10 protein-coding genes are annotated in these 12,787 nt (G+C 58.8%); 6 read left to right on the top strand and 4 right to left on the bottom strand.

Going from position 1 to position 12,787, the window contains the following annotated elements; all coding sequences use genetic code 11:
• Positions 1–79 precede the first annotated feature (79 nt).
• Positions 80–1,411, bottom strand: a complete 1,332-nt coding sequence (locus tag G5533_RS13365; protein ID WP_216952313.1) for an aspartate aminotransferase family protein — start codon at positions 1,409–1,411, stop codon at positions 80–82.
• A 186-nt stretch (positions 1,412–1,597) separates the two neighbouring features.
• On the opposite strand from G5533_RS13365, the gene G5533_RS13360 reads away from it, so the two are divergent.
• The 5 genes from G5533_RS13360 (at position 1,598) to G5533_RS13340 (ending at position 6,346) form a co-directional block, all read left to right on the top strand.
• Positions 1,598–2,140 carry a cupin domain-containing protein gene (locus G5533_RS13360; protein WP_042012327.1) on the top strand — a complete coding sequence of 181 codons (543 nt, stop codon included), beginning with the start codon at positions 1,598–1,600 and terminating at the stop codon, positions 2,138–2,140.
• A 125-nt stretch (positions 2,141–2,265) separates the two neighbouring features.
• Positions 2,266–3,762 (top strand): aldehyde dehydrogenase, encoded by a 1,497-nt coding sequence (locus G5533_RS13355; protein WP_421236320.1) that lies wholly within the window; start codon positions 2,266–2,268, stop codon positions 3,760–3,762.
• Between the two features lie 167 nt (positions 3,763–3,929).
• On the top strand, positions 3,930–4,058 hold the full coding sequence (locus G5533_RS13350; protein WP_265324673.1) for a hypothetical protein: 129 nt from the start codon (positions 3,930–3,932) through the stop codon (positions 4,056–4,058).
• A gap of 125 nt (positions 4,059–4,183) precedes the next feature.
• Positions 4,184–5,107 (top strand): EamA family transporter RarD, encoded by a 924-nt coding sequence (gene rarD, locus G5533_RS13345; RefSeq protein WP_421209102.1) that lies wholly within the window; start codon positions 4,184–4,186, stop codon positions 5,105–5,107.
• 129 nt (positions 5,108–5,236) lie between these two features.
• Positions 5,237–6,346: a YeeE/YedE thiosulfate transporter family protein gene (locus G5533_RS13340; RefSeq protein WP_216952316.1), complete on the top strand. Its 1,110-nt coding sequence runs from the start codon at positions 5,237–5,239 to the stop codon at positions 6,344–6,346.
• A 129-nt stretch (positions 6,347–6,475) separates the two neighbouring features.
• Here G5533_RS13340 and mgtA read toward each other — a convergent pair whose 3' ends face one another.
• The 3 genes from mgtA to G5533_RS13325 form a co-directional block, all read right to left on the bottom strand.
• Entirely contained in the window at positions 6,476–9,238 is a 2,763-nt protein-coding gene (mgtA, locus tag G5533_RS13335) for a magnesium-translocating P-type ATPase (protein WP_421352820.1), read from the bottom strand.
• A 1,221-nt stretch (positions 9,239–10,459) separates the two neighbouring features.
• Positions 10,460–11,554: a porin OmpA gene (gene ompA / locus G5533_RS13330; protein WP_216952325.1), complete on the bottom strand. Its 1,095-nt coding sequence runs from the start codon at positions 11,552–11,554 to the stop codon at positions 10,460–10,462.
• Positions 11,555–11,679: 125 nt separating this feature from the next.
• Positions 11,680–12,246: a TetR/AcrR family transcriptional regulator gene (locus tag G5533_RS13325; protein WP_266135668.1), complete on the bottom strand. Its 567-nt coding sequence runs from the start codon at positions 12,244–12,246 to the stop codon at positions 11,680–11,682.
• 76 nt (positions 12,247–12,322) lie between these two features.
• Between G5533_RS13325 and G5533_RS13320 the strand changes: the two genes are divergently transcribed.
• Positions 12,323–12,775 (top strand): HPP family protein, encoded by a 453-nt coding sequence (locus G5533_RS13320; protein ID WP_266135676.1) that lies wholly within the window; start codon positions 12,323–12,325, stop codon positions 12,773–12,775.
• Positions 12,776–12,787 lie beyond the last annotated feature (12 nt).

Below are 12,787 nucleotides of genomic sequence, written 5' to 3'. Positions count from 1 at the left end.
ATCCTCCGTGATAATTGATGTGGTGATTGCGCTGAACAAGACAACGCAAGGCCCCGCCAGCGCGGGGCCATCAAATGGGTTAGGGTTGTGCCTGCAGGGCATCCTGCAGCAGGGTGAAGAGATCATCGATCTGGCTGCGCTCGATGATGAGGGGTGGCGACAGGGCGATGATGTCGCCGGTCACCCTGATCAGCGCCCCCTTCTCGAAGCAGCGGACAAACACCTCATAGGCGCGCTTGCCCGGCGCATCCGGCATGGATTCAAGTTCGATACCGGCCACCAGCCCGTAGTTGCGCACATCCTTCACATGCTTGCAGCCCTTCAGCGAATGGGCCGCCTCCTCCCAGTAGCCCGCCAGATCCGCGGCGCGGCTAAGCAGGTTCTCGTTGCGATAGATCTCGAGGGTCGCCAGACCCGCAGCAGCAGCCACCGGATGACCGGAATAGGTGTAGCCGTGGAACAGCTCGATAGCCCCCTTACCTGCCGCCATCATGTCGTCATAAATATGCTTTTGCACCAGCACAGCTCCCATGGGGATAGCGCCGTTGGTGAGCCCCTTGGCGCAGGTGATCATGTCGGGGATGACATCGAACTCCTGCGCGGCGAAGGGAGAGCCAAGGCGACCGAAACCAGTGATCACCTCGTCAAAAATCAGCAGGATGCCGTGTTTGGTGCAGATCTCCCGCAGCCGCTTGAGGTAGCCTTTGGGCGGCATCAGCACGCCGGTACTGCCGGCGATGGGTTCGACGATCACCGCCGCTATGTTGCTGGCATCGTGCAGAAAAACGATCTTCTCCAGCTCGTCGGCCAGCGCCACATCCTCCTCAGGCAACCCTTTGGTGAAGGCATTTTTGGCGATGTTGAGGGTATGGGGCAAATGATCCACCCCGGTCAGCAGGGAGCCAAACCACTTGCGATTGCCAGGAATGCCCCCCACCGAGATGCCGCCAAAGCCAACCCCGTGATAACCCCGCTCGCGACCAATCAGCCGGGTGCGGGTGCCCTGACCGCGAGCCCGCTGCCAGGCCAGTGCGATTTTGAGCGCGGTATCAACCGACTCTGAGCCGGAGTTGGTATAGAAGACATGGCCAAAGCCCTGGGGAGCGATCTCCACCAGCCGGTTGGCCAGCTCGAACGGCAACGGGTGGCCCATCTGGAAAGTGGGGGCGAAATCGAGGTGGGAAATCTGCTGGGAGACCGCCTCGGCAATCTCGCGCCGACCATGGCCCGCGTTGCAACACCAGAGTCCGGCAGTGCCATCCAGTATCTTGCGGCCATCCTCTGAGTGATAATACATCCCCTCCGCCGACTTCAGGATGCGCGGCGCCGCCTTGAACTGCTGGTTGGCGGTGAACGGCATCCAGAAGGCGGACATGTCGGAGGGAGTATTGATGTCGCTGATCGGTTTCATGGTCACCTCATCCTTAAGGTGTTTAGCAACTATTGGCCATTGCCTATTAAATTAAACACCTGAATCCATAAAAAAGGGCTCATTATCGCCCTGTCTGATGCCACCCCTAGCTAGATGACTCTACAGGGTGGTATAAGATATTTAACACAAATTTAATAATAGTAAACAGTCAAGGAGTGTCTATCGATGGATATCGGTCACCGTCTCAAGGCGGTTCGCACCAAGGCGGCCCTCTCCCAGCGCGAGCTGGCCAAACGCTCGGGCGTGACCAACGGATTCATCTCCCAGATCGAAAAGAATCAGGTGAGCCCGTCAGTTGCCTCCCTGCGCAAGGTGCTGGAAGGGATCCCCATGTCACTGGCCAGCTTCTTTACTGACGAGACCGAAATGGACTCCGAAGTGATCTTTCGCGCCGCCGATATGCCGGATCTCGGCACTCACCCCATCAGCTACCGGCTGGTGGGCCACAGCCGTGCCAACCGTGCCATCGGCATGTTGCAGGAGGTGCTGCCACCGGGCGCCGACACTGGCGACGACATGCTGAGCCACGAGGGTGAAGAGTGCGGCATCGTTATCAAGGGCGAGGTTGAAGTGACCGTGGGTGAGCAGATCTACCTGCTGACACCGGGGGACGGCTACTACTTCGACAGCCGCACTCCTCACCGTTTTCGCAATGTGGGCGAGCAGGAGTGCGTATTGATTTCGGCCAATACCCCCGCCAGTTTCTAACAGGGTGATAAGGGGTCAGCCAGCCGCCAATGTTTAATGAATTGTTACAAAATGGATTTACAAGTGGCAGGATGTTTAGCATATTGATACGCGGACAATGACTTTTGCCGGTTCAAGGAGTGAACATGAGTGACCTGACCCTGGCCCAGTGGCAACACAAGGCCGCCCATCTGACCCTGCCCTCACAAGCCTTTATCAACGGTAGCTATCGGGATGCCGTCAATGGTGCCACCTTCGACTGTATCAACCCGGCCAACGGCAAGCTGCTGACCAAGGTAGCAGCCTGCAATGCCGCCGATGCCGAGCTGGCGGTACAGGCCGCGCGTGATGCCTTCAACGACAAGCGCTGGAGCGGCCTGCCGCCGAAACAGCGCAAGCTGATCATGCAGCGCTTCGCCGAACTGATGCGTCTCAACAAGGTGGAGCTGGCACTGCTGGAGTCGCTGGACATGGGCAAACCCATCGGCGATGCCATGGGCTACGATGCCCCTGCCGCCGCCAACTGCATCGCCTGGAACGCCGAAGCGATCGACAAGATCTACGATCAGGTCGCGCCGGTCGAGGAATCCGCCCTGGCGCTGGTGACCCGGGAACCGCTCGGGGTCGTTGCCGCCATCGTGCCGTGGAACTTCCCGCTGGTGATGGCCTGCTGGAAGCTGGGGCCGGCGCTCGCTACCGGCAACTCGGTCATTCTCAAACCTTCCGAAAAGTCCCCCCTGACCGCCTTGCGTATCGCAGGTCTGGCCAAGGAGGCAGGCATTCCTGACGGCGTGTTCAACGTGCTGCCGGGCTTTGGCCATACCGTGGGCGAGGCGCTGGCCATGCACATGGATGTGGATTGCATCACCTTCACCGGATCCACCAAAATCGGCAAGCATCTGGTGGAGTGCTCCGGCAAGTCGAACCTCAAGCGCGCCTTTATGGAGTGCGGCGGCAAGAGCCCCAACATCATACTGGCAGATGCGCCGGACCTGGACGCCGCGGCCAAGAGCGCCGCTGGCGCCATCTTCTACAACCAGGGCGAGGTGTGTACCGCCGCCTCTCGCCTGCTGGTGCAAAACAGCATCAAGCCGCAATTTATGGAGCGACTGCTGGCCCATGCCCGCGAGTGGATCTCAGCCAACCCGCTCGACCCTGCGACCCGCATCGGCGCCATGGTGGATCACATCCAGATGGAGCAGGTGCTGCGCTATGTCGAGATTGGCAAGCAGGAGGGAGCCAAGCTACTGCTGGGAGGCAAACGCACCAATCTTGAGAGCGGCGGCTTCTATATCGAGCCCACCATCTTCGACGAGGTGACACCCGAGATGCGGATCTTCCGCGAGGAGATTTTCGGCCCTGTGCTGGCAGTGACCGGTTTCGACACGCTCGAAGAGGCCATTGCTCTGGGCAACGACACCGACTACGGGCTGGCGGCGGCGATCTGGACCGCGGATCTCAACAAGGCGGTGAAGGGTTCCCGCGCCCTGCGTGCTGGCACCGTATTCGTCAACAACTGGGATGGCGGCGACATGACCATGCCGTTTGGTGGCTTCAAGCAGTCTGGTAACGGTCGTGACAAGTCGCTGCACGCGCTGGAGAAGTACACCGAGCTGAAAAGTACCTGGATCCAGCTCGAATAAAGGTATATATAGCCATCATCATCAGCAATGGGGGAGAAATCCCCCCTTTTGCATTTTGGTCTTCCATCAGGCGGCACAATCGATATAATCATCAAATAAGCAAACCATTAAATATAAAGACAAAAATGCTATTTTTTCTGGGAAGCGTACTTTTTCTGGTGATCGGGTTGCCCCTGCTGTTTTTCGTGCTGGGGCACGGCGAGGCCTACGTGACCTGGGGCCCCTGGATCTCCGCCATCGCCCTGATGTTGTGGCTGTTGATGGACGTCGACAAGATCCGTCGCGGTAAAGGCTGACCTGCCAGCCACACTCCTCCTATCCCTCAAACTTCGTTTATTCGCTTCTTTCCCCGCAAAAGGATCGCTACACTGATTTTTTGCGATGTTTTCCCGCATCCAACGCTTCAGTAAAGGTCATCCGCATGCCGCAACAGATCCAGCGTCAGGGCGTCATCTACGCCCTGTGCGCCTATACCCTTTGGGGCATAGCCCCCATCTATTTCAAGACCATCTCTGCCGTCCCGGCCGCTGAAATTCTGACCCACAGGATGATCTGGTCCTGCGTGCTGCTGATGGTGCTCACCCTGGCTGGCCGCCAGTGGCACAAGGTGCAGGCAGTGCTGCGTCAGCCAAAAGTGCTGCTCACCCTAGCTTTTACCTCGGTCACCGTTGGCGGCAACTGGCTGCTGTTTATCTGGGCCATCAACAACGGCCACATGCTGGATGCCAGCCTCGGCTACTACATCAACCCGCTGTTCAACGTGCTGCTGGGGATGGTGTTTCTGAGCGAGAAACTGCGCCGCCTGCAGTGGTGGGCGGTGGCGCTGGCCTTTGCCGGGGTGGCGATCCAGCTTATCGCCTTTGGCTCCCTGCCCTGGATTGCACTGGTGTTGGCATCGAGCTTCGCCATCTATGGCCTGGTGCGCAAAAAACTGGCCCTCGATGCACTTACCGGTCTGCTGATCGAAACCATGATCATGCTGCCACCGGCAGCAATCTATCTGTGGGGCATTGCCGACAGCCCCACCAGCCATCTCACCCAGAACGACTGGCACCTCAACCTGCTGCTGATCGCTGCTGGCGCCGTCACCACAGCCCCTCTGCTCTGCTTCACCGCCGCCGCGACACGGCTCAAGCTCTCCACCCTGGGCTTCTTCCAGTACATAGGCCCCAGCCTGATGTTCATCCTCGCTGTCACTCTCTACGGCGAGGAGCTGGCAATGGACAAGGCTCTTACTTTCGCCTGTATCTGGAGCGCGCTGCTGATCTTCACGCTGGATGGGCTGCGCAACGGCAAGCGTCCTGCTGCAACGAGCAATATAAAGCCTTCAAAATCAAATCAGTAGCTAACAAAGTCATCAGAAGCGATATGCCATTTTCTCGCCCCCTGACCTGTTAAACCGGTAGCCTTGGACTCAATGTGGGAATAGGATCCGCACTCCCTATTCTCCATCCAGCTATAAGGAATTACAGCTATGACTCGAAAATGGTCGCTCCCCATCGTGGCAATCGCGGGGGGAGCGTTACTCTGGCTTGGCAACACCTTTGGTATGAAATGGGCCCTGATGGCCCTGATCGGATTCGGCTTTGGCTTCACCCTCTCCTTCAGCCGCTTCGGCATCGTGTTCGGTTGGCGCGAAATGCTGACCAAGCGCAACAGTTACTATGTGCGGGTTCACCTGCTCACCATCGCCATCGAAATTCTGCTGTTCACCACCTTCCTCTCCTTTAGTCACGCCCTGTTTGGCGATGCCATGGTGGGCAACGTGATGGCTATCGGCATTCCCTTCATCGTCGGTGCCTTCCTGTTCGGCATCGGCATGCAGCTGGCAGGCGTCTGTGCCACCGGCACTCTTTATTGCTGCGGCGAGGGACAACCCCGCTTCTGGCTGGTGCTGATCTGCTACGGAATCGGCACCCTCATCAGCAACCAGTTCCGCCCCGAACTGGAGGCCACCTTCTCCAGCCATGTGGTGCTGGCCAAGGATTTGACCGGCAATATCTGGAGCGGCATGCTGCTCAACCTGGCGCTGGTCGCCGCGCTGTTCCTGCTGTTTCGCAACAGCGAACTCAAGCGTACCGGCGAACTCAAGCCCCTCTTCAGCGGCGGCAACCTGTTCTGGCGCGATGGCCGCTTCACCGTGCTGACCGGCGGCATCATCATCGCCATACTCAACTCCACTGTCGTCGCCCTGCACGGCTCGGCCTGGACCATCACAGGCGCCGTCTATGACATGGCGCTGCGCGGCGCCTCTCTGTTCGGCCTGTTCGAGGGCAACCCCAAGCTGGCCCAGCCACTCTTCATCAATCCCATGGTCGGCATGTTCTGGCTCGGCATTCTGGGGGCCATGCTGGCGCGCTGCATCAGCGGTGGCGGAAACTTCGCCCCGATGCGGATCGGCAACAGTCTGGCATCCATCCTCGGCGGCCTGCTGATGGGGATGGGCGCCATGTACAGCGCCTGCAACCTCGGCGGCTTCTTCGACGGCACCGCCTCCGGCAGCCTGCACGGCTGGGTCTGGATGCTGATGGCCCTCGCCGGCAGCCTGATCGGTATTCGCCTGCGCCCGCTGTTCAAGCTCTAAGCCACAGGCCGGTACTCGCCAACAAGGGAGTCGGGTCACACCAAATAAAGAGAGCCAGTCCGCTTGCGTGGGCTGGCTCTCTTTTTTCTGTCGCGCCGGGATCACACCGGCCCGTCAGCTAGCACGTCATCAGAACCACTGGCCGTGGCGCTTGATGTAGATGGTCTTGACGGTCTGGGTCAGCCCCATGTAGGCCAGCATGGTGATCACCAGCCACATGAAGTACTTGGGCCCATCCAGAGTGATGAAGCCGAAGTGCTCAGCCACAGGCGAGAAGGGCAGGTAACAGCCGATGGCAATGGCGATCGAGGTGGAGAGCAGCACCGGCAGGGTAGCGGTACTCTGCAGGAACGGGATCTTGCGGGTACGCAGCATATGTACCACCAGCGTCTGCGACACCAGCCCCTCGATAAACCAGCCGGAGTTCATGATGGCCTGACCGTTGACCAGCGGATCCATACTGCCGTTGGCGGTGGCATAGAGGGCGCCAGCACCGAACACGAACCACATCAGGCAGTAGGTGCTGATATCGAACACCGACGAGGTCGGGCCGAGCCAGAGCATGAAGCGCTTGATGTTGCTCGCCTCCCACTTGCGCGGCCGCTTGAGGAACTCGGGATCCATCTTGTCCCACGGCAGCAGCATCTGGGAGACGTCATACACCAGGTTCTGGATCAGCATCTGCATCGCCAGCATGGGTGCCCATGGCAGCCAGGCGGAAGCCACCAGCACCGAGAAGACGTTGCCGAAGTTGGAACTGGCGGTCATGTTGAGGTACTTGAGGATGTTGCCAAAGGTCTCGCGCCCCTTGATCACCCCCTCCTCCAGCACCATCAGACTCTTCTCCAGCAGGATGATGTCGGCGGTCTCCTTGGCGATGTCGGCACCGCTGTCCACCGAGATCCCTACGTCCGCATCCCGCAGCGCCGGCGCATCGTTGATGCCGTCACCGAGGAAACCGACGGTGTTGCCGTTGGCCTGCAGCGCCTTCACCACCCGCGACTTCTGCAGCGGGGTGAGCTTGGCGAAGATGGTGGTCTGCTTGACCACCTCGCACAACGCCACGTCATCCATTCCTTCGATATCCTTGCCGAGCAGCGGTAAGCCGGGCTCCAGCCCTACGTCACGACACACCTTGCTGGTGATGATGGGATTGTCACCGGTCAGCACCTTGACCGCCACACCATAGTCGTTCAGCGCACGGATGGCCGGTGCGGCCGAATCCTTGGGCGGATCGAAGAAGGTGAGGAAGCCGCGCACCACCAGATTGACCTCATCACTGGTACGATAGCTCTGCTTGCACTCGCCTGCCGGGATCTCGCGGGTCGCCACGATCAGTACCCGATAGCCCTCGGCATTGAACTCCTCGCTCTGGCGCAGCAGGGCAAGGCGATCGGCGTCGGTCAGATCCCGCACCTCCTGGCCATCGGCGATCTGGCTGGAGACGGCCAGCATCTCTTCCACCGCCCCCTTGGAGACCATCAGCTGCTGGCCACGCTCATCCTGTACGATCACCGACAGACGGCGGCGCACGAAGTCGAATGGCAACTCATCCACCTTGCTGTAACCAGCCGGCTTGCAGCCAGCTCCCAGCACATCGGCATGCTCGATCACCGCGATGTCCATCAGGTTCTTCATGCCGCTCTGATGATAACTGTTGAGCCAGGCCAGCTGCAGGATCCGGTCGTCCCGGTTGCCACGCACGTCGTAGTGGTGCTCGAGGATGATCTTGTCCTGGGTCAGGGTACCTGTCTTGTCGGTGCAGAGCACGTCCATGGCACCGAAGTTCTGCACCGAGTTGAGCCGTTTGACCACCACCTTGCGCTTGGCCATGGCCACCGCCCCTCGCGCCAGGTTGGCGGAGACGATCATCGGCAGCATCTCGGGGGTGAGCCCTACCGCCACCGCCAGCGCGAAGGTGAGCGCCGACATCCAGTCACCACTGCTGATACCACTGAGCATGAAGACGATGGGCACCATCACCAGCATGAAGCGGATCAGCAGCCTGGTGACGCTGTTGACGCCGCGATCGAAACTGGTCTCGATGCGCTTGTGGCTCACCACGTTGCGGGCCAGCGAACCGAAGTAGGTGTCGCTGCCGGTGGCCACCACCACAGCCTTGGCTGTACCGCTCACCACGTTGGTGCCCATGAAGCAGATGTTGGGCTGATCGAGCAACCCCACGTCCCCTGTGCTGTTGCCGTCTGCCGACTTCTCGGCCACAGCTCCCAGAGTGTCATACTTCTCTACCGGCAGTGCTTCACCGGTCAGCACCGCCTGGCTGATGAAGAGATCGCGGGATTCAATCAGCTTGATGTCGGCGGGGATCATGTCTCCCGCCTGCAAGTGCACTATGTCTCCGGCCACCAGCTCGGTCATTGCCACCTCCTTGCGCTGGGGGGTAGCGCCCGGCGAGGGACGACGCTGTACAGTGGCAGTGTTGCGCACCAGTGACTTGAGCGCCTCGGCCGCCTTGGCGGAACGGTACTCCTGCCAGAAGCGCAGCAGACCGCTCAGGCCCACCATGACACCGAGGATGATCACCTTGACCCAGTCCTCATCACCCGGCTCGGCCATCAGCACGTCCATCACGTAACTGACCAGCCCAAGCACCATCAAGACCATCACAAACGGGTTTTTGAACGCCTGCAGCAGCTGGATCAATGGATGAGGCGGTTTGTCGTGGGTCACCTCGTTGGGGCCAAACTGGACCAGACGATTGGCCGCCTCGGTCGCGGTCAGGCCGTCGATATTGCCGCGCACGGCAGTGAGGGTGTATTCGAGGGACTTGTCGGCCTCGTCGAGCACCCGGGAGGAGAGCTTCTCATTGGCACGGCCCGGGGCGACGAACCCCTGTTGCTTGTGCCGGCTGGCAGTATGTTGTTGCTTCATAACTTTAAATCCTGATTTTCGCTTGCAGAAGGGCCCTGTCGCGGGCCAGGCCAGGCGTCAGTACTGATATCGAAAGCTGTGAACCCGACTCGTTGCCGGCACGCTCAACTGGCGCGCACGGGGCGGCTCGTCAGACAAATGTCTGCCGTCGAGCTAACCTGCATGGTTGGGTCAGATCAGGGGTCAGAACACCGCATCCCGTCCCCGCAGGGGGGATCAGGAGTGGGGAGACGTGAACCCCGAGGGTCGAGGTTTGGGCTCTTCGGTCATACGATATCCTCCGAGTGGGGTGGAGAGAGGGCCGGACGAACCATGGACAGCGATACACACTGTCGTTGGCAGGCATGGCCGCGAGTCTGCATTATCAGCGGACCAATCCGGTGATCCCGCAACTAGAGCGGCATCACCCATAAAGAAAATCAGGATTACGACAGTTTGAAATAACTGGATGCGGGCAGGAAATAGTATCAGTGATATCTGGCGGGTAAGAACATCGGAGAAAACCACGCCTATAGAAATATTACAGCGCGACCCTTGCCACCGCCGAAATATATTAATCAATCACATCATTTATTTTAATGTGCAACCTGCCATATCGAAAACGAAATAGTTTTCAATATGAGATTATCCATCTTGTTATTTTACGCTTGATCCCTTCCCGACCACGGCACGGATGCATGGTTCCGACGCTGTGACGGCCCTGACGGGCAGTACCGGGATGCATGATGAAGCGTTCAATTGCAGGGGTCGCGAGGCGCGCATGGCTCGCAGATGAGCGGAACGATCCAGATTTACAACCGGAATCCCTGATGAAGGCGGGATAAAGAGGTTGTGAGAGTCGATGCTGACTCATATAGATGCTGCACTCTATGCTTGTGATTCGAGCAATCAGAGTGAGAGAGAAGATAAAATATTCGGCCTCAGCTCTGGTAAACCCGCATCGCGATTTGCAATCGGCTACAACTGTCGCAGTCCATAATATTTACCTGTCTATTGATAACACGCAGAGATTCTAACCAAAAGGATCTTCAGGCGCAAAGTTTAATTCTATTTTTTTACCCTGTAATTTCCTGGAAATATAATAACTATTCCTATTAGGAAAAGATTCGATAACTCATGATGTTGGCAAATCAGGTCTGCACCACCATCCGATCACGCTGACCATAGAAAACGGGAGGCCTGGCCTCCCGTTCTTCTCGAATCCCATCTCTAGCCGCAGCATCACTGCGCCGGCTGGGAAACCCCTTCCAGATGGATTTCAACCCGACGATCCGGTGCCAGACAGGCAATCAGCTCCTGTTTGGAACGGCTGGCGCAGTTGTTGCCAGTGACCGGATTGGCCTTGCCACGCCCTTCGACCCGTACCTTGTCAGCATACAAGCCTTTGGCTACCAGATAGCTGGCCACGCTCTGGGCCCGCTTCTCGGAGAGGGCCAGGTTGTAGTTGTCGGAGCCGATGCGGTCGGTATAACCGACCACGGTCGCGACGCCATCCTTCGGATTGGCCGCCACAATCTGGCTGAACAGGGCATCGAGCGCCTGGCTGGCGGCTGGTTTCAGGGTCGCCTTGTTGAACTCGAACAGCACATCGGAACTCAGGCTGAAGGTCTTGGGCTCCACCACCACAGCCGGGGCAGGCTCGGCTGCCGGAGCTGGCGCCGGCACAGCAACCTCACCCCCTTGCTGACCGAAACGATAGAGCATGCCGAACGAAATCAGGCCGTTATCCAGCTCGATGCCTGAGCGATCGAGAGAGGCATCTCCCAGCGGCGTAGTGTACTGGTACTCCAGACGGGCGGCCCAGTCACGATCGATGGCGTACTCGGCACCCAGCGCCCCGACAAATGCGGCGCCATGCTTTTTACCGGTCTCGCTGCTATTGGCGAAGCTGATCTCGCTATCCGTCCAGGCATAGGCACCGCCGAGCCGGCCATAAAGATCGAGCACATTCGTTGCCGGGAAGCTGATCTTCATGGTGGCCTGAATCATCTGGCTCTTGGCTTCGGTATTGAGGGTATTGGCGCCGGTGCCCGAGGTGGTGTCGTATTTGCCAAGCCAGTCATAACCCAGCTCGAACCCCAGGTTGGGGTTGAGCTGGTAACCGGCGAACAGACCCAGACCCAGATCATCCGTGTTCTCGCTGGTATTACCCAACGTCTGGGCAATCGACTCGGCATACTGGTTGTGGTCAACGCCATAGTAATTGGACCAACCGGCCTTGCCACCGACATACCAGGTATTATCCTGAGCAGCGGCCTGCACGGCTCCGGCCGCCAGCAAACCACTGACCAATACGGCAAGCATGGATTTATTCATATTTTCGCCTCTGCAATAAGTCGTTATGGGCGCCTGAGTGCGCACTCTCCCTGTGTGAAGCCGTCAGGCGGCCTCTCCGCCGATCAGGGTATCCCATCCGAACGCAGCCTCAAATGACCAGCATCTCAGGAGTGTGAAGCGGCCTGCATTATCGCGCCATCGTCGGCCAAAATGGTCTTTGCCAGCATTCTGGCCTGCTCCAGCGCCAGTGGCTGCTGATAGCTGTGAGCCATCACGATCGCCCCCTCCAGCAACAGGCAAAGCTCGGTGGCCTGTGCCAGAGAACAGTTGAGCTGGTTTATCACCCAGCCCAATAACGCCTGCTTGTGGGCCATCACCAGCTTGCGCACCGGATGGCGTGGGTCGGCAAACTCGGCGCTGGCGTTGATAAAGTTGCAGCCATAGAAATCAGAGCGGCCAAACCACTCTGCAAAACCGTCAAACAGCGCCTGCAGGCGAGCTTCACGTCCGCTCACACCGGCCAGCCGCTGGTCAAGCAAGGCGAAGAACTCCCGGTCACGAACGAGCAGCACCTCCTCAATCAAGGCATCCTTGGTCGGGAAGTGGCGATAGAGGGTGCGCTTGGTACTCCCCGCCTCGGCCCAGATGCGATCTATGCCGGTGGCATGAAAGCCATGACGGTTGAACAGACGGTAGGCCGTCGCCACCAGTTGTTGACGCTTCTCACTCATGATTTGCCTCTTGAAGTACACCGATCTGTCTACCTAATGTGCCTAATCAGTTCTGGCAAACCAAGAGGAAAGCATGATGACAAAATGGTATGGCCCGTTATGGGCAGGTGTGAGCGCCGCACTCACCATCGGCATATTGGGATGGCTCAATCTGAGCTGGCATGTCGCGCTAGTCATGGCACCTTTCGGGGCCAGCTGTGTGTTGTTGTTTTCCCTGCCAGATAGTCCGCTGGCGCGCCCCAAAAACGTGCTGGGTGGTCACCTGCTGACGGCCTGCGTCGGACTGGTCATCGGCATGCTTCCCCTCCCTGCTGAAATGCAGATGGCTCTGGCAACCGGGCTGGCTATCGCACTGATGCAGGGACTGAATATTCTTCACCCTCCGGCAGGCGCCAATCCCTTGCAGATCCTGATGACAGGACAAGAGCCAGCATTCCTGTGGCAAACGGTGCTGCCCGGCACTCTGCTACTGATGGCGCTGGCCCATGGATTTCAATGGCTCAGACAGAAGTTCCCAATTGCAGCTTAAAAACAGAGGGAG

This window comes from Aeromonas sp. A600620 (assembly GCF_029479985.1).
In the GTDB taxonomy this organism is placed as follows: domain Bacteria; phylum Pseudomonadota; class Gammaproteobacteria; order Enterobacterales; family Aeromonadaceae; genus Aeromonas; species Aeromonas veronii_A.
Note: the sequence above shows the minus strand (reverse complement) of the source record. Positions and strands in the feature narration are given on the sequence as shown.

Excerpts from the sequence above, each read along its gene's own strand:
- G5533_RS13365 (WP_216952313.1), bottom strand. The coding sequence starts at position 1,411 with ATGAAACCGATCAGCGACATCAATACTCCCTCCGACATGTCCGCCTTC.
- G5533_RS13360 (WP_042012327.1), top strand. The coding sequence starts at position 1,598 with ATGGATATCGGTCACCGTCTCAAGGCGGTTCGCACCAAGGCGGCCCTC.
- G5533_RS13355 (WP_421236320.1), top strand. The coding sequence starts at position 2,266 with ATGAGTGACCTGACCCTGGCCCAGTGGCAACACAAGGCCGCCCATCTG.
- rarD (WP_421209102.1), top strand. The coding sequence starts at position 4,184 with ATGCCGCAACAGATCCAGCGTCAGGGCGTCATCTACGCCCTGTGCGCC.
- G5533_RS13340 (WP_216952316.1), top strand. The coding sequence starts at position 5,237 with ATGACTCGAAAATGGTCGCTCCCCATCGTGGCAATCGCGGGGGGAGCG.
- mgtA (WP_421352820.1), bottom strand. The coding sequence starts at position 9,238 with ATGAAGCAACAACATACTGCCAGCCGGCACAAGCAACAGGGGTTCGTC.
- ompA (WP_216952325.1), bottom strand. The coding sequence starts at position 11,554 with ATGAATAAATCCATGCTTGCCGTATTGGTCAGTGGTTTGCTGGCGGCC.
- G5533_RS13325 (WP_266135668.1), bottom strand. The coding sequence starts at position 12,246 with ATGAGTGAGAAGCGTCAACAACTGGTGGCGACGGCCTACCGTCTGTTC.
- G5533_RS13320 (WP_266135676.1), top strand. The coding sequence starts at position 12,323 with ATGACAAAATGGTATGGCCCGTTATGGGCAGGTGTGAGCGCCGCACTC.